At 70.9% G+C, this 16537-nt stretch carries 13 protein-coding genes; 8 read left to right on the top strand and 5 right to left on the bottom strand.

The features are described 5' to 3' along the window. Positions 1-266: 266 nt before the first annotated feature. Entirely contained in the window at positions 267-746 is a 480-nt protein-coding gene (locus tag ACGFIO_RS20790; RefSeq protein WP_392828123.1) for an RrF2 family transcriptional regulator, read from the top strand. A 92-nt stretch (positions 747-838) separates the two neighbouring features. Here ACGFIO_RS20790 and ACGFIO_RS20785 read toward each other — a convergent pair whose 3' ends face one another. Continuing rightward, a complete protein-coding gene (locus ACGFIO_RS20785; RefSeq protein ID WP_392827915.1) occupies positions 839-2098 on the bottom strand; it encodes a pyridoxal phosphate-dependent aminotransferase in 1260 nt (419 codons plus the stop codon). A gap of 557 nt (positions 2099-2655) precedes the next feature. Here ACGFIO_RS20785 and ACGFIO_RS20780 point away from each other — a divergent pair. From ACGFIO_RS20780 to ACGFIO_RS20765, 4 genes are read left to right on the top strand one after another with little or no spacing between them, the layout of a single operon-like run. After that, on the top strand, positions 2656-5871 hold the full coding sequence (locus tag ACGFIO_RS20780) for a serine hydrolase (protein WP_392827914.1): 3216 nt from the start codon (positions 2656-2658) through the stop codon (positions 5869-5871). Further along, a complete protein-coding gene (locus ACGFIO_RS20775; protein ID WP_392827913.1) occupies positions 5868-6953 on the top strand; it encodes a M20 family metallopeptidase in 1086 nt (361 codons plus the stop codon). Before ACGFIO_RS20780 ends, ACGFIO_RS20775 begins: the two co-directional genes overlap by 4 nt. Continuing rightward, complete coding sequence (locus tag ACGFIO_RS20770; RefSeq protein ID WP_392827912.1) at positions 6950-7741, top strand: GNAT family N-acetyltransferase; 792 nt, start codon at positions 6950-6952, stop codon at positions 7739-7741. Before ACGFIO_RS20775 ends, ACGFIO_RS20770 begins: the two co-directional genes overlap by 4 nt. Beyond that, positions 7738-8139 carry a GNAT family N-acetyltransferase gene (locus tag ACGFIO_RS20765; protein ID WP_392827911.1) on the top strand — a complete coding sequence of 134 codons (402 nt, stop codon included), beginning with the start codon at positions 7738-7740 and terminating at the stop codon, positions 8137-8139. The genes ACGFIO_RS20770 and ACGFIO_RS20765 overlap by 4 nt, the downstream gene beginning before the upstream one ends. On the opposite strand, the gene ACGFIO_RS20760 is transcribed toward ACGFIO_RS20765, so the two are convergent. Then, on the bottom strand, positions 8100-8993 hold the full coding sequence (locus tag ACGFIO_RS20760; RefSeq protein ID WP_392828122.1) for a GNAT family N-acetyltransferase: 894 nt from the start codon (positions 8991-8993) through the stop codon (positions 8100-8102). The two genes, ACGFIO_RS20765 and ACGFIO_RS20760, sit on opposite strands and share 40 nt — an antisense overlap. A gap of 60 nt (positions 8994-9053) precedes the next feature. On the opposite strand from ACGFIO_RS20760, the gene ACGFIO_RS20755 reads away from it, so the two are divergent. After that, on the top strand, positions 9054-9797 hold the full coding sequence (locus ACGFIO_RS20755) for a class I SAM-dependent methyltransferase (RefSeq protein ID WP_392827910.1): 744 nt from the start codon (positions 9054-9056) through the stop codon (positions 9795-9797). Between the two features lie 239 nt (positions 9798-10036). Here ACGFIO_RS20755 and ACGFIO_RS20750 read toward each other — a convergent pair whose 3' ends face one another. From ACGFIO_RS20750 to ACGFIO_RS20740, 3 genes are read right to left on the bottom strand one after another with little or no spacing between them, the layout of a single operon-like run. Further along, positions 10037-11761 carry a glycerol-3-phosphate dehydrogenase/oxidase gene (locus ACGFIO_RS20750; protein ID WP_392827909.1) on the bottom strand — a complete coding sequence of 575 codons (1725 nt, stop codon included), beginning with the start codon at positions 11759-11761 and terminating at the stop codon, positions 10037-10039. A 1-nt stretch (position 11762) separates the two neighbouring features. Further along, positions 11763-13268, bottom strand: coding sequence for a glycerol kinase GlpK (gene glpK, locus ACGFIO_RS20745; protein ID WP_392827908.1), 1506 nt, complete (start codon positions 13266-13268; stop codon positions 11763-11765). After that, on the bottom strand, positions 13261-14094 hold the full coding sequence (locus ACGFIO_RS20740) for an MIP/aquaporin family protein (RefSeq protein WP_392827907.1): 834 nt from the start codon (positions 14092-14094) through the stop codon (positions 13261-13263). The genes glpK (ACGFIO_RS20745) and ACGFIO_RS20740 overlap by 8 nt, the downstream gene beginning before the upstream one ends. A gap of 128 nt (positions 14095-14222) precedes the next feature. On the opposite strand from ACGFIO_RS20740, the gene ACGFIO_RS20735 reads away from it, so the two are divergent. Together ACGFIO_RS20735 and glpK (ACGFIO_RS20730) are read left to right on the top strand one after the other, a co-directional pair. After that, positions 14223-14984, top strand: coding sequence for an IclR family transcriptional regulator (locus tag ACGFIO_RS20735; protein ID WP_392827906.1), 762 nt, complete (start codon positions 14223-14225; stop codon positions 14982-14984). Between the two features lie 3 nt (positions 14985-14987). Further along, positions 14988-16478 (top strand): glycerol kinase GlpK, encoded by a 1491-nt coding sequence (glpK, locus tag ACGFIO_RS20730; protein ID WP_392827905.1) that lies wholly within the window; start codon positions 14988-14990, stop codon positions 16476-16478. The last annotated feature ends 59 nt before the right edge of the window (positions 16479-16537 follow it).

The following is a 16537-nucleotide window of genomic DNA, read 5'->3' as shown; positions in this document are numbered from 1 at the left end:
GGAGGTGCCCCTCCACCGCGGGGTTTGGTGGAGGGGCACCGATTCGCCGGGGCCAGCACCACCGGAGGGGGGTCGCGGCGCTTGCGTACGGCCCCGGCACGGCAACCGGCTGGAGCACCGGTGCCGCAGCGAGAAGCGTGCATCGGACTCCACAACGGACCGCCGAGGCGGTGGTTCACCCGGTTCCTTGTTTTTTCGCGGCGTGAATTGATCTGGTCGCCAGTCGGACACCCGCTGTCCGGGAAAGAAGTGTGATAGGCGTGAAAATGTCCGGAGGCGTCGAGTGGGCGCTCCACTGCTGCGTGGTGCTGACCGCCGCCGACCGCCCGGTGCCCGCCGCCCGTCTGGCCGAGTTGCTCGACGTGTCGGCCAGCTATCTGGCCAAGCAGATGCAGGCGCTGTCCCGGGCCGGCCTGATCGAGTCGGTGCAGGGCCACTCCGGCGGCTACGTGCTGACCCGATCGTCGGCCGAGATCACCGTGCTCGACGTGGTCGAGGCCGTGGACGGCGCGACCCCACCGTTCATCTGCACCGAAATCCGCCAGCGCGGTCCGATGGCCACCCCCGCCGCGGAATGCACCACACCCTGCTCGATCAACCGCGCGATGATGAGCGCCGACCGAGCCTGGCGAATGGCGCTGCGCGCGGTGTCGGTGGCCGACCTGGCCCGCTCGGCCACCGTCGAAACCGGACCGGGCAGCCTGACCGACATCCGCGGCTGGCTCGGCGTACCCGCCCGCCTGTAGCCCTGCTCCGGCTCGCGCGCCTTCGGTGGCTGGACCGGTGTCCCCACCCGGCACTGGGTGGGCTGTGGCGGGCTTGCTGGCTGTCCACAGGGTCATATGGCGGCGCGGCGGGACGGGTAGTCCTGGCGGCCTCGGGACGGGTACTGGATCAGGTTGTCGGGGCGGGGCTCCGGCTGCGGCGGCTCCCAGGAGCGGCGGGTGTCGAGCGGGTCGACGTCGTAGGCCGGCGGGCGACGGAACTGGCTGCCGTAGTCCATCATGCCGTCGATCAGGCGGTCGACGTCGCGGCCCGGCCGCACCACCAGCCGCATGAACTGGCTGGTCATGCCCAGTTTGTTGCCGCACTCGCGAGTGTAGACGCCGTGGTTGGCCACCAGGAAGTCGCGCAACGCCACCCCGGACCACTCGGTCGGCAGTTTGACCAGGATGAAGTTGCCCTGTGAGGGGAAGACCGTCAATCCGGGTACGCGGGACAGTTCCCCTGCCATCGCGCGGCGGTCGCGGCTGAGCAGGGCGAGGCTTTCCTCGTACTCGTCGTCGTGCTCCTGAATCATGTAGACGACCTTCTCGGCCAGTGAGTTCAGGTTCCACTTGGGCAGCGCCTTGCCGATCTTCGCGGCGATGGCCGGGTTGGCCAGCAGGTAGCCGAATCGGATCCCGTGCAGGCCGAAGTTCTTGCCCAGGCTCTTCAGGACCACCGTGTTGGGCCGGATGACCGCGTCGGGGCCGACCGACGGGTACTGCTCCTCGTCGGAGAAGTCGATGAACGACTCGTCGATGACGACCAGGTCGAGGTCGCCGAGCAGGTCCATGAACCGGATCACCTCGCGGCGGGGCAGGTAGCCGCCGTCGGGGTTGTTCACGTTGCATACCACGGCCACGCGGGTGCCGCGTTCGCGGATGAACCGTACGTACTCGTCGAGGTTGAGCCGGAAGCCGTCGCGTTCCTGCAGCGGGTACATGTCGACCCGCTTGCCGGTCTCCAGCGGCTGGTCGGTCCACCGCCCGAAGGTGGGGATCGGGATGGCCACGCTCTCTTTGATCAGCAGGTGGTCGATCCAGGTGATCAGCTCGGTCGAACCGTTGGCCATGGCCACGGTCTGCGGGTGCAGGCCGAGCACGCTCGCCAGTTTCTTGGTGATGGTGGCCGAGTCGCTCGGGTAGTACTTCAGGATGTTCTTCAGCTCGCGGGAGAGCTCGTCGAACATCTCCGGGGTCGGGAAGTACGGGTTGCACGGGATGCAGAAGTCGACGATCTCGACACCGTCACCGGCGTTCCGGGCCAGGTCGAAGTACGACGCGCTGTGCGCACCTTTGTGCAGGATCGACGTGTCGATTCCCGTCCCGGCCATCCCGGCTCCCGTCCTCAGCGACATTGGCGTCTTTCAGTACGCACCGGCCGCGACGATCGTTCACCGATTTGGAATCCATCAATTCAACCTTCAATCCTCGCCGCTCGCCCGCGCGGCCGAGCGTCTGACCGGAGTTCAGGCCAGGTCGGCGGTCTTGAAAGTGAAACGGAAACCTCCTGTGATCCGACAATCCGGAGGAAGCTGGCAAAACCGCCTGAAAGGATCCTGTTAACGGCGTGTGGCCTGGGCCGGGAGATATTTTCGCGATGCGAAAGAATGGCGCGTGGTCCCCTCTTGTGGACGCATAGCCGTCCCGTTCGGAGCGGGCGCCGCAGCGGCCGGCGGGCCGCCGAAAAGGGGCAATCGCGCGGAGTGCGTCCTGCTCAGCGCGGTTCCGGAACAGCGGGAGACCAGTTCGGGCAGCAGGATCGGGCCAATCGGGCGATGGTACGCATGTGATGGGGCAAACAGGACCTGTCGCCTCCGGGGCGTGACCAGAGCGTCATCGTGTGTGCACGATGTGCTGATCGAACCCCGCACCCCCGAGGAGAACTTCGGTGACCCGACGCCCGCGCATCGACGACCTGACCTCGTTCGCCGCGCCGGAGGAGCCCGCCCTGTCGCCGGATGGATCGCTTGTCGCATACGTCCTGCGCACCGCCGATGCCACCGCCGACCGCGCCGTGACCTGCCTGTGGCGGGTGAGCGCGACCGGCGGCGAACCGGAGCAGTTGACCCGCGGACCGGCCGACACCGCACCGGCCTGGTCGCCCGACGGTACCCGGCTGGCGTTCCTGCGCGACGACGGCGAGAGCGAGCAGATCTGGCTGCTGCCGGTCGGAGGCGGCGAGCCACAGCGATTGACATCGTTGCCACAGGGCGCGGGGGCCCCGATCTGGAGCCCGTCCGGCGACCGGATCGCCTTTACCGCGGCGGCCGAGGTCAAGCGGCCCAACCAGCCGCTGGTCGCGGACCGGCTCGGGATCCGCGAGGCCGGCCAGGTGCACGTGCTCGACCTGGCCACCGGCACCACCCGGCCGATCACCGACGGCGACTGGCCGACCGGGGACCCGGCCTGGTCGCCGGACGGCACCCGGCTGGCCTACCCGGAGTGCACCGGGCCCGACGGCGACCTGAGCCTGAGCGAACCGGTGTGGGTGATCGACGCCGACGGCAAGGGCGAGCCGCGCCGGTACGGCCCGGCCGGCGGCGTAGCGACCACCGTGATCTGGGACGACGACGTGCTCCTGTCCACCGAGCGGCCGGACGGCCCGGGCGGCCACCAGCACCTGATGCGCATCCCGCTCGACGGCGGCCCGGTCGTCGATCTGGCCGCCGCGCTGGACCGCAACGTCTGGCCCTACCGCGCGCAGGTCCAGGGCCACCGCGTCTACTTCCTGTCCGTCAACCGCGGCTGCTTCCATCTCTTCTCGGCCGACCGGGACCACGGCGAGGCGGCCGTGGTCGTCGGTGGGACCGGGCGGAACGTGATCGGCTTCTCGGTGCGGGACACCACGGTGGCCGTCGCGCTCGAGACGCCGACGTCGCTGCCCGAGATCTACGTGGTCGACCTGGCGACCGGCGAGGAACGGGTCCGCACCGCGCACAACGACCCGGAGATCGAGTTCTTCCCGCGACGGGAACGCGAGTTCACCATCTCGGACGGCGCCGTGGTGCACGGCTGGGTGATCCGCGACGACGACGCCACCGGTCCGCAGCCGATGCTGCTGGACGTGCACGGCGGCCCGCACAACGCGTGGAACGGCGCTGTCGACGGCATCCACATGTACCACCAGGAACTGGCCCGGCACGGCTGGACCGTGCTGCTGCTCAACCCGCGCGGCAGCGACGGGTACGGCGAGGCCTTCTACACCGCGGTCTCCGGCGCCTGGGGCGAGGCCGACGCCAAGGACCTGCTCGAGCCGATCGACCAGTTGGTGGCCGAGGGGATCGCCGACCCGGACCGGCTGACGGTGACCGGCTACAGCTACGGCGGCTTCATGACGTGTTACCTGACCAGCCGGGACAACCGGTTCGCGGCGGCCGTGGCGGGCGCGCCGATCAGCGACGTGACCAGCATGACCGGCACCGCGGACATCGCGCAGTATCTCGGCGTACACGAGATCAGGGTGCTGCCGTGGCAGGACCGTGAGCGCGCCGCCGAGCTCTCCCCGCTGTCCCGCGTCGAACAGGTCGCCGCGCCCACCCTGATCCTGGTCGGCGCGGACGACCGCCGCTGCCCGCCGGACCAGGCCCGGCAGTGGCACACCGCCCTGCGGCAGCGCGGTGTGCCGGCCCGGCTGGTGATGTACCCCGAGGCCGGTCACCTGTTCCTGTTCAACGGGCGGCCGTCGTACCGGATCGACTACTACCGCCGGACCGTTGCCTGGCTGCGCGAACACACCGCGGACAAGCCGGCCACACTGGACCGGGTGCGCTGGGAGCGGCGGCTGCGCGCGCTGGCCGAACGGTACGGCGTGCCCGGCGCGACCCTCGGCATCTCGCAGCTGGACGGCGACACGATCGAGGTGGCGCACGGAGTCCTGAGCACACGCACCCAGGTGCCGGTCACGCCCGACTCGGTCTTCCAGATCGGCTCGATCAGCAAGGTCTGGACCACGACGCTGGTCATGCAGCTGGTCGACGAGGGCAAGCTGAGCCTGGACGCGCCGCTCACCGACGTGCTGCCGGAACTCAAGCTGCCCGACGCCGGCGTGACCATGCGGCACCTCCTCACCCACACCAGCGGGATCGACGGCGACGTGTTCACCGACACCGGCCGCGGCGACGACTGCGTCGAGCGTTACGTCGACCTGCTCGCCGACGTGGCCCAGAACCACCCCCTGGGCGCCACCTGGTCGTACTGCAACGCCGGTTTCGTCCTGGCCGGCCGGGTGGTCGAGCGGCTCACCGGGCTGACCTGGGACGCCGCCGTCCACAAGCGCATCCGCGAACCGCTCGGCCTGACCCACACCGGCACGCTGCCCGAGGAGGCGCTGCTGCACCGGGCCGCGGTCGGCCACCTCAACACCGACGACGAACAGTTCCCGACGCCGGTGTGGATGCTGCCGCGCGGCATCGGCCCGGCCGGCCTGATCCACTCGTCGGCCGGTGACGTGCTGGCCTTCGCCCGGATGCACCTGTCCGGCGGCGTCGCACCGGACGGCACCAGTGTGCTCGGCGAGAAAGCGGTTTCCGCGATGACCGAGCATCAGGCCGACGTCCCCGACGGGAACCCGCTGCACGACTCGTGGGGGCTGGGCTGGATGCGTGCCACCTGGGGCGGGCGGCTGGTGGTGGGCCACGACGGCCGGACCCTGGGGCAGTGCGCGTACCTGCGGATGATCCCCGAGCTGGGTGTGGCCGCGGTGCTGCTGACCAACTCGGACGAGTCCGCCGACCTGGCCGACGAGCTTTTGCGGGAGGTGTTCGCCGAGGTCGCCGGGGTGGCGATGCCGCGGCCGCCGAGCCCGCCGGAGCAGCCGGTCGAGGTCGACATCACGCCGCACGTGGGCGTCTACCGGCGGTCCGGTGCCGAGATCGAGATCCTGGCCGACGGGCCGGTGCTGCGCTACACCGCCACCGGCGAGCTGGCCGCGCTCACCGCCCAGCCGGTCACCGAGTATCCGCTGGTGCCGGTGTCCGACGACGAGTTCCTGGTGCGGGCGCCCAACACAGGGGTCTGGACGCCGGTCCGGTTCTACGCCCTGCCCACCGGCGAGCGCTACGTGCACCTGTCCGTCCGGGCCACGCCGAAGGTGGATCTGCCGTGATCGCCGACGTGCTGCGGCTGATCGAATGCGAGTCACCCTCGCGCGACCTGGCCGCCCTGGCGGAGTGCGCCGAGCTGGTCGCCGGGCTGGGCGAGCGCCTGCTGGGTGCGGCCCCGGAGCGGATTCCGATCGATGGGCGTACGCATCTGCGCTGGCGTTTCCCCGGCGGCGGCCCCCGCGTCCTGCTCCTCGGCCACTACGACACCGTGTGGCCGATCGGCTCGCTGGCCACCCACCCGGCCACCGTCCGGGACGGCGTGCTGCGCGGCCCCGGCTGCGTCGACATGAAGGCCGGCCTGGTGATGGCCATGCACGCGGTCGCCCAGTTGCCCGACCGGGCCGGCGTCGAGCTGCTGATCACGGCCGACGAGGAGATCGGCTCGCCCACCTCCCGGGCGCTCATCGAGCAGGACGCCACCGGATGCGCGGCCGCCCTGGTCCTGGAGGCCGCGGCCGACGATCGGGGTGCGCTCAAGACCGCGCGCAAGGGCATAGCGGGTTACACCGTCGACGTGTACGGGCGGGCCGCGCACGCCGGTCTCGACCCGGAGCGCGGGGTGAACGCCACCGTCGAGGTCGCACACCAGATCCTGGCCATCGCCGGGCTCGGGAACCCGGCGCTGGGCACCACCGTCACACCGACCGTGCTCAGTGGTGGGACAGCGGCCAACACCGTGCCGGCGCGGGCGAAACTCCTGGTCGACGTCCGCGTCCCCGACGAGGCCGAGGCGGCGCGGGTCGACCGGGCGATGACCACCGGAAAGACCGTTCTTTCGGGCGTACGGCTGGAGGTCAGCGGTGGCGTCAACCGCCCGCCGATGTCGCCGTCGGCCTCCGAGTCCCTGCACCGGCGGGCGATCGCGGTGGCCGGGCGGCTCGGTCAACCGGCCCCGGCCGGCGTCGCGGTCGGCGGCGGCTCGGACGGCAACTTCACCGCCGCGCTGGGTGTGCCCACCCTGGACGGACTGGGCGCGATCGGCGGCGGGGCCCACGCCGACGACGAACATGTGCTGACCGCCACGATGCCCGGGCGCGTCTCGCTGGTCGCGGGACTGATCGCGGATCTACGGTCAGACGTGTGACGGAAACCGAAGCCGAGGCGGCCGCCCGGGCCGCCGGGGTGCGCATCCGCGCGCTGGAGAGCATCACCGACCTGCTAGCCGCCGACGCGCTGACCCGGGCCATCTGGCAGCCGGTCGAACCCGGGATGATGCTGCCGGTGGACACCATGCGGGCGTTCGCGCACACCGGCAACTACCTGTCCGGGGCGTACGCCGGCGACGAACTGGTCGGGTGCAGCGTCGGCTTCTTCGAGGCCCCGGCGGCCAACGCGCTGCACAGCCACATCACCGGTGTCTCCGACCGGGCCGCCGGGCGGGGTGTGGGCCGGGCGCTCAAGATGCACCAGCGGCAGTGGTGCCAGGAACGCGGCGTCGCGGCGATCACCTGGACCTACGACCCGCTGGTGGCCCGCAACGCGTACTTCAACCTGGTCCGGCTGGGTGCGACGCCGACCACCTACCTGACCAACTTCTACGGCACCCTGCTGGACGGGCGGAACGGCAAGGACGAGAGCGACCGGCTGATGGCCCGCTGGGACCTGAACCGCTACCCACCCCGGCCGGTCTCCACCGACGGCGCCGAGGTGGTGCTGGGGCGTACGCCGGACGGCGGTCCCGCGTACGAGCCCGGCGGCGGCCCACGGGTGCTGGTGGCGGTGCCGCACGACATCGAGACGCTGCGCGACGCCGACCCGGACACGGCCAACCGGTGGCGGCACGCGGTCCGCGAGGCGCTGACCGGGCTGCTCGCCGACGGCTACTATTTCACTGGCTTCGACCGGGCCGGGTTCTACATCCTCGAGCGGTGATCGTTACACGTTTCCCGGTCGACGACGCCGTCCTCAGTGCCCTGCACGCGCGTGCCTTCGGCGTACCCGTCGCCGTGAAGGCCTGGGCGGCGCAGCTGGAAAGACACGCGCTGACCTGGGTGGGGGCCTTCGACAAGGGCGCGCTCGTGGGCTTCGTGCAGGTGGCCTGGGACGGCGGGGAGCACGCCTTCATCCTCGACACGGCCGTCGACCCGGCCGCCCAGCGCCGCGGGATCGGCATCGCCCTGGTGCGGGCGGCCACCGCCGAGGCCAGGGCGGCCGGGTGCTCGTGGCTGCACGTCGACCACGAACCGCACCTCGACCACTTCTATCGGGCCGGGTGCGGGTTCCGGCCCACTCAGGCCGGGCTCATCAGCCTCGACTCCCACGACACCTGACGCTGGAACACCGTGAACCCGAGGCGCCGGTTGATGGCCAGCATCGGGGCGTTGTCGGAGGCGTTCTGGGTGATGACGTAGCGGATGTCCGGGTGCTCGCGGATCAGCACGCTGACCATCGCGTCCTTGAGCCGGGTGCCCAGGCCCCGGCCCCGCGCGGCCGGCAGTACGCCGGTGAACTCCTGCTCGGCCACGCCCGGCGCCCCCGGCGACAACGTGATCTGGGTGAACGCGGTGATCACCCCGGCCTGGTCGCGGGCGCACAGGGTCAGCCAGCGCTCGCCGGCGAAGGCCGCCCGCTCCTCGATCACGCCGAGCGAGGCGGTCACCGAGGAACTGCCCCGCGGCGGGACCTCGAGCATGCGGTGGGCCTGCGCGAACGACTCCCGCAGCGCCGTCGGGCACGGGCCGACCCAGCCGGCCAGACTGTCGTCGGCCGGGCCGGCGCCCCGGCCGCGCAGGTCGAGCAGGCTCCACTCCTCCGCGCCGCGGGGCCGGTCGAACCGCGCGGCCAGGAAACCGTGGCCGGCCGAGTGCTCGGCGGCCCACGCGTGGACGGTGGCCGGGCCGTCGGCGAGCGCGGCCGCGCGTACCCACTGCAACAGTTCCGAACCGAGTCCCCGTCGCCGCCAGTCCGCACGCACGACGATCCGGAGCTTGCCCGACGGCATGGTCAGAACCGCGTACCCGATGGCGGTGCCGTCCCCGGCCCGCGCGACCCATCGGCGCTGCATCTCGCCATGCCGGGACCGCAGCGACCGCGCGTCCGGTGGCCTGGGGTCATACACCTCCGCGTCGGCGGTCCGGCACAGGTCGGCGAGGTCGTTACCGGCCTCCTCGACGATCTTCCACATCGGCACGGCGGAGAACTTACCCGGTTGACCGTGTTCACCGTGGACCGCCACGATGCCGTTGTGGATGAGTTGCGGGGGAATCGTCAGGCGTGGGAGATCGCGTCGGAGAAGTACGAGCGGGAGTACGACTGGGTGTCCGGTCTGGCCGAGGGCACCTACCCGCTCTTCCCGGCCGAGGTGTCGCTGCTGCGGCCGCTGCTGGCCGACGGCCCCCGGGTGGTGCACCTGCAGAGCGGGTGGGGCCTGGACGACATCGCCCTGGTCCGGGCGGGCGCGTCGTCAGTGGTGTCGGTCGACTTCAGCACGAAGGCCGCCGAGACGTCCCACCGCCGGGCCGCGGCCCTGGGCGTGCCGTGCCGGTACGTGGCCGGCGCCCTGCCCGGAGCCCCGCTGCGCGACGGCTGCGCCGACCTGGTCTACACCGGCAAGGGTGGCCTGATCTGGATGCCCGACATTGACGCCTGGGCCCGCGACATCGCCCGGTTGCTCCGCCCCGGCGGGCATTTCTTCATCTTCGACGGCCACCCGGCCTTCGCCCTGTGGTCGTGGGACACCGACGAGGCCCGCATCCGCCCCGACCGCTCGTACTTCGCCCGCAGCTACGTCAACGACAGCTTCCCGGCCAACGGCGCGGTCGAGTTCCAGTGGACCCTGGGCCAGCTGGTGACCGCGGTGGTCGAGGCCGGGATGCGGATCGTGCACCTGAGCGAGCACCCCGAGCCGTTCTGGAAGATGGACAACGTGGAGTCGGCCGCCTTCGACGGCCGGCTGCCCAACACGTACGCGCTGCTGGCCCAGGCCTGACCCTTCGGCCGTCACCGTTCGTTGTGGCGGCGGCGCAGGGCCACGCAGAAGACGGCGACCACCGCAATCGAGCCTGCTGTGGCCGCCCGGACGACGCGGGCGTCGCGGCGGGCCCGGCCGTCCGGCTGGGCACCGCACTATGGGCCGTGCAGCCGACGCCACGCCACCGGGCCCGCACCGCAACCCGAGAATCGGGCGGCGATGCGAGCCCGGAGGCGAGACCGCTCGTGTGAGACCGGTCAGGCCGGGTTCGAGGGGCCGGGAGCGGCCGCGGTGAGCGGGACGACGTCCGGGGCGCCGAGGCGGGCCGCGTCGGCGGTCTCGTCGTCGGGGGCCTCCTGGGAGGCGCGTTCGGCCTCGACGCGCAGGCGGTAGTTCTCGACCTCCTTGGCGGTCTGCTCCTCGGTCCAGCCCAGAGCCTGGGCCATCAGATCCGCCGCGTGCGGGGCCGCCGCCACGCCCCGGTCGAACGTCTCGATCGAGATGCGGGTACGGCGGGTCAGGACGTCCTCCAGGTGGCGGGCACCCTCGTGGGTGGCGGCGTAGAGGAGCTCGGCCCGCAGGTAGTCCTCGGCGCCCTCGACCGGCTTGGCCAGCGAGGGGTCGTCCTCGATCAGGGCCAGAACCTCGTCGACCAGGGAGCCGTAGCGGCCGAGTAGGTGTTCCAGGCGGGCCACGTGCAGCCCCGACCGGGACGCCAGGACGCGGCGGCGGTTCCAGAGCGCCCGGTAGCCGTCGGCGCCGGCCAGCGGTACGTCGTCGGTGCACGAGGGCGGGACGGCGCGGCCCAGGTTGTGAACGCAGGCGTCGACGGCGTCCTTGGCCATCACCCGGTACGTCGTGTACTTGCCGCCGGCCACCACGACCAGGCCGGGCTGCGGGCTGCCGACGGCGTGCTCGCGGCTCAGCTGGGACGTCGACTCGGACTCGCCGGAGAGCAGGGGCCTCAGGCCGGCGTACACGCCCTGCACGTCGACCGGGGTCAGCGGGGTCGACAGGACCTTGTTGACCTCGTTGAGCAGGTAGTCGATGTCGGTGCTGGAGGCGGCCGGATGCGCCTTGTCGAGGGCCCAGTCGGTGTCCGTGGTGCCGATGATCCAGTGCCGGCCCCACGGGATGACGAACAGGACGCTCTTGTCGGTGCGCAGGATCAGGCCGGTCCGCGACTGGATGCGGTCGCGGGGGACGACCAGGTGGATGCCCTTGGAGGCGCGTACGTGGAACTGGCCCCGCTCCCCCACCAGCTTCTGGGTGTCGTCGGTCCACACGCCGGTCGCGTTGATCACCTGCTGCGCCCGTACCTCGAAGGTCCTGTCGGTCTCGAGGTCTTTGACCCGCACGCCGGTCACCCGCTCGCCCTCGCGCAGGAAGCCGACCACCTCGGCGCGGGAGGCCACATGGGCGCCGTAGGCCGCCGCCGTGCGGGCCAGGAACATCGTGTGCCGGGCGTCGTCGACCTGGGCGTCGTAGTACTGCAGGGCGCCGACCAGGGCGTCCTTCTTGAGCGCGGGGCATTCGCGCAGCGCGCCGCGCCGGGTCAGGTTGCGGTGCCGGGGCAGGCCGCCGCCGAGCGCCATCGTGTCGTAGAGCGTGACGCCGGTCCCGGCGTACGCCCGCTCCCACACGTGATGCTGCAGCGGGTAGAGGAACTTGACCGGGCGCACGAGGTGCGGCGCGAGCCGGGACAGCAGCAGTCCCCGCTCACGCAGCGCCTCCCGGACCAGGGCGAAGTCCAGCATCTCCAGGTATCGGAGGCCGCCGTGGATGAGCTTGCTGGACCGGCTCGACGTGCCCGAGGCGAAGTCCCGGGCCTCGACCAGGCCGGTGGACAGACCGCGGGTGGCGGCGTCGAGCGCTGCGCCCGACCCCACCACGCCGCCGCCGATCACCAGCACGTCCAACTCGGCACCGGCGAGCGACTCCAACGCCTCCTGCCGGTATTCCGGAGACAGTGCGACACTCATGTCAGTCCACATCCACCCAGTTCAGGGTGCGTTCGACCGCCTTCTTCCATTTGCCGTACCCCTCCTCGCGCTGTTCCTCCGACCAGTTCGGCTGCCAGCGCTGGGACTCGTTCCAGTTCTCCCGCAGCTCGTCGGTGTTCTTCCAGAACCCGACGGCCAGGCCCGCGGCGTACGCGGCCCCCAGCGCCGTGGTCTCGGCGACGACCGGCCGGCTGACCGGCACCCCGACCACGTCCGACTGGATCTGCATGCACAGGTTGTTGACCGTGATGCCGCCGTCGACCTTCAACACATCCAGGGTTACCCCGGAATCCTGGGCCATAGCGTCCACGACGTCGCGACTTTGGTAGCAGATCGCCTCGAGGGTGGCCCGGGCGATGTGCGCGTCGGTGTTGAAGCGGGACAACCCGACGATCGCGCCGCGGGCGTCGGAGCGCCAGTACGGTGCGAAGAGCCCGGAGAAAGCCGGTACGAAGTACACGCCGCCGTTGTCCGGAACCGACGCCGCCAGCCGTTCGCTCTGCGCCGCGTCGTTGATGATGTGCAGCTGGTCGCGCAGCCACTGCACGGCCGACCCGGTGACCGCGATCGACCCTTCCAGGGCGAACACCGGCGCCGCGTCGCCGAACTTGTAGCAGACCGTGCTGAGCAGCCCGTTGTTCGAGCGGACGAGCTCGGTGCCGGTGTTGAGCAGCATGAAGTTGCCGGTGCCGTAGGTGTTCTTGGCCTCGCCGGGTGCGAAGCACACCTGCCCGACCATGGCCGCCTGCTGGTCGCCGAGGTCGCCGGTGAGCGGCACGTTGCCGCCCAGCGGCCCGTTGTCCAGGGTGGGACCGTACGTGCTGGGGTCGGAGGAGGGCCGGATCTCGGGCAGCATCTGCCGCGGGATGTTGAAGAACGACAGCAGTTCGTCGTCCCAGTCCAGCGTCTCCAGGTTCATCAGCATGGTCCGGCTGGCGTTGGTCACGTCGGTGACGTGGTTGCCGCCGGTCAGGTTCCAGATCAGCCAGCTGTCGGTGTTGCCGAAGATGGCGTCGCCGCGCTCGGCCGCCTCGCGGACCCCGTCGACGTTCTCCAGGATCCACTGGATCTTGCCGCCGGAGAAGTAGGTCGCCGGTGGCAGCCCGGCCTTCTGCCGGATGGTGTCGCCGCGGCCGTCGCGGTCGAGGGCGGAGGCGATCCGGTCGGTACGGGTGTCCTGCCACACGATGGCGTTGTAGTAGGGCCGCCCGGTGTTCTTGTCCCACACCACGGCCGTCTCGCGCTGGTTGGTGATGCCCAGCGCGGCCAGGTCCTTGGCCCCGATCCCCTGGCGCTGCATCGCGGTCCGGATCACCGAGACCGTACGCTCCCAGATCTCGATCGGGTTGTGCTCGACCCAGCCCGCCTGCGGCAGGATCTGCTCGTGCTCCAGCTGGTGGCGGCCGACCTCGTTGCCGCCGTGGTCGAACAGCATGAACCGGGTGCTGGTGGTGCCCTGGTCGACGGCGCCGACGAAGTCAGCCACGGGTTGCCTCCTGAGTCTCGTTGCCCGGCAGCCGGCCCGGCTCCGGGAGGGTCGCGGCGGGCAGGAACCGCCCGATCAGAACCTGGTACAGCCCGGCCCCGACCAGGCCGCCGACGATCGGGCCGACGATCGGAATCCAGAAGTACAGATAACCAGTCTGATCTCGGAAGGCCCCTTCGTACCCGGTGAAGAAGCTGGCGAGCCGCGGCCCGAAGTCACGGGCGGGGTTGATCGCGTAGCCGGCGTCGGCGCCCCAGGCCATGCCGATGCCGACCACGAGCAGGCCGATGATGAACGGGGCGAGGTTGGCCGCGGGCGGGGTGCCGGCGGCGTCGGTGATGGCCAGGATCAGGAACAGCAGGATCGCCGTACCGATGATCTGGTCCCGGAACGCCCCCCACTCGCCGACCGGCAAAGTCCCGTTGCCGGGCAGCGTGGAGAAGACGCCCTGCGTCTTGATCGTGAGGCCGGGGTCGGCGGCGTGCAGGACCTCGGTGTAGTTCCAGCGCACCAGCAGCGCGGCGACGAAGGCGCCGAGGAACTGGGCGATCGAGTAGGGGGCCACCTTGCGCCACTCGAAGCCCTTGAAGACCGCGAGTGCGATGGTGACGGCGGGATTGAGGTGGGCGCCGCTGATCCGCCCGGCCACGTACACGCCCAGCATGACGCCGAGGCCCCAGGACCAGGCGATGCTGTCGTGATCTCCGATCTTGGCCCCGGCGACCTGCGCGACGACGCCGACACCGAAGAGGATGAGGATCATGGTCCCGGCGAACTCGGCGGCCAGCTCACCCCAGAGGCCCGGGATCTTGAGTCGTTCTGCCATGTGCCCTCCCTGTGACGCTGATCTCCAGACGCTAGGTAACGGCACCGGCACGAACAATGAATGCCGTTCGACATTGCCGAACACTCCAGACCCTTGTGCTTGTCACTCGATCGCATGAAGCTCGTAACATGCCTGGCACAGTGCAGTCCATCGAGCGTGCCGCCGCGGTGCTGCGACTGCTCGCCGGGGGCTCGGGCCGGCTCACCCTGGGTGACATCGCGCACTCGCTCGATCTGGCCAAGGGCACGACCCACGGCATTCTGCGTACGCTCAAAGCGGTCGGCTTCGTCGAGCAGGACCGCGTGTCCGGGCACTATCAGCTGGGCGCGGCCGTGCTCCGGCTCGGCACCAGCTACCTGGACATCAACGAGCTCCGGTCCCGCTCGATCATCTGGGCCGACCCGCTGGCCGCCCGCAGCGGCGAGGCGGTGCGCATCGGCACCGTGCTCGACGGGCAGGTGCTCGTCGTCCATCACGTGTTCCGCCCCGACGACACGCCGCAGACGCTGGAGGTCGGGGCGCTGCTCCCGCTGCACGCGACGGCATTGGGGAAGGTGCTCCTGGCGTACTCGGCGGCGGGAGCGCACCCCGAACCCGAGCTGGACCGGTTCACCCACCGCACGCAGGTCACGACCCGGATCCTGAACGCCGACCTGAACCACATCCGGGCCGTCGGCTACAGCATCGACATCGAGGAGTTCACCCCGGGCGAGGCGGCGGTGGCCGCACCCATCCGCGGTCACGGCGGCCTGGTGGTCGGCGCGATCGGCATCTCCGGGCCGGTCGAACGGGTCTGCGACACGCATTACACCCCCCACCCACGGCTGGTGTCCTACGTCCGGGAGACCGCCCGCGCGGTTTCCCAAGATCTCGCACCCGCGGGGAGGTAGACGATGACGGAGCGTTACGTGGTCGCGATCGATCAGGGCACCACGTCGACGCGCTGCATCGTGTTCGACCGGCGCGGCCAGCTGGTCTCGCTGGCCCAGCAGGAACACAAGCAATATTTCCCGAAACCGGGCTGGGTCGAGCACGACGCCCTGGAGATCTGGCGCAACGTGGAGCGGCTCGGCCCGGAATCGCTGCGCCGGGCCGGCATCACCGAGGACCAGGTGGCCGCGGTCGGGATCGCCAACCAGCGGGAGACCACGGTGGTCTGGGACCGGATCACCGGCCGGCCGGTCGGGCACGCCATCGTCTGGCAGGACACCCGCACCGACGCGCTGGTCCACCAGCTGGCCCGGGAGCCCGGGGCCGAGGCCGCGCAGGACCGGTCGGCGCTGCCGCTGGCCACCTACTTCTCCGGGCCGCGGGTCCGCTGGATGCTCGACCGCACGCCCGGGCTGCGGGAACGGGCCGAACGCGGCGAGGTGCTGTTCGGCACCATGGAGACCTGGCTGATCTGGAAGCTGACCGGCGGCCTGCACGTCACCGACGTCACCAACGCCAGCCGCACGATGCTGCTCGACGTGCACACCCTCGACTGGTCGGCCGAGTCGCTGGCGTTCTTCGGCATCCCCCGGGCCATGCTGCCGGAGGTGCGCCCCTCGGTCGGCGTGTTCGGCACGGCCAGAAGCGCGTTTCCGGGGGTACGCATCGGAGCGGCGCTCGGCGACCAGCAGGCGGCGCTGTTCGGGCAGACGTGCTTCACCCCCGGCGAGGCCAAGTGCACGTACGGGACGGGCAGTTTCCTGCTGCTGAACACCGGTTCGGAGCTGGTCCGGTCCACCCATGGGCTGCTCAGCACGATCGCCTATCAGGTGGCCGGTTCCCCGGCGGCGTACGCGCTGGAGGGCTCGATCGCGATCACCGGGTCGCTGGTGCAGTGGTTCCGCGACCAGTTGGAGCTGATCGCCAGCGCGCCGGAGATCGAGACCCTGGCCCGGACCGTGGCCGACAACGGCGGCTGCTACATCGTGCCGGCCTTCTCCGGGCTCTACGCCCCACACTGGCGGTCCGAGGCGCGGGGCGTGATAGTCGGCCTGACCTCGTACATCACCAAGGGGCACCTGGCCCGGGCGGTGCTGGAGGCGACCGCCTGGCAGACCCGCGAGGTGGTCGACGCGATGAACGCCGACTCCGGCCTGACCCTCAAGACGCTGAAGGTGGACGGCGGGATGACCGCCGACAATCTGCTCATGCAGTTCATCGCCGACGTGCTGGACGTGCCCGTGGTCCGCCCGCTCGCGTCCGAGACGGTGTCGCTGGGTGCGGCGTACGCGGCCGGGCTGGCCGTCGGCTACTGGCCCGACCTCGAGGGGCTGCGGCAGAACTGGCACCGTGCGGCGCAATGGCAGCCGACCATGGAGTCGGTGCTCCGCGACCGCGAGTATGGCAACTGGCAGCGGGCGGTCGAACGCACCCTCGACTGGATCCAGCCCTAGTGCTCCTATAGGATATGTCTGTGACATCGGTCCCATAGGAATGACTTCGGCCGATCCCC

The sequence above is a fragment of the Actinoplanes sp. NPDC049265 genome (assembly GCF_043197135.1).
Taxonomy (GTDB): Bacteria; Actinomycetota; Actinomycetes; order Mycobacteriales; family Micromonosporaceae; genus Actinoplanes.
Note: the sequence above shows the minus strand (reverse complement) of the source record. Positions and strands in the feature narration are given on the sequence as shown.

Coding starts and splice junctions, on each gene's coding strand:
- ACGFIO_RS20740 (WP_392827907.1), bottom strand. CDS start 14,094: ATGGCAGAACGACTCAAGATCCCGGGCCTCTGGGGTGAGCTGGCCGCC.
- glpK (WP_392827905.1), top strand. CDS start 14,988: ATGACGGAGCGTTACGTGGTCGCGATCGATCAGGGCACCACGTCGACG.
- ACGFIO_RS20735 (WP_392827906.1), top strand. CDS start 14,223: ATGCCTGGCACAGTGCAGTCCATCGAGCGTGCCGCCGCGGTGCTGCGA.
- ACGFIO_RS20750 (WP_392827909.1), bottom strand. CDS start 11,761: ATGAGTGTCGCACTGTCTCCGGAATACCGGCAGGAGGCGTTGGAGTCG.
- ACGFIO_RS20790 (WP_392828123.1), top strand. CDS start 267: ATGTCCGGAGGCGTCGAGTGGGCGCTCCACTGCTGCGTGGTGCTGACC.
- ACGFIO_RS20785 (WP_392827915.1), bottom strand. CDS start 2,098: ATGGCCGGGACGGGAATCGACACGTCGATCCTGCACAAAGGTGCGCAC.
- ACGFIO_RS20760 (WP_392828122.1), bottom strand. CDS start 8,993: ATGTGGAAGATCGTCGAGGAGGCCGGTAACGACCTCGCCGACCTGTGC.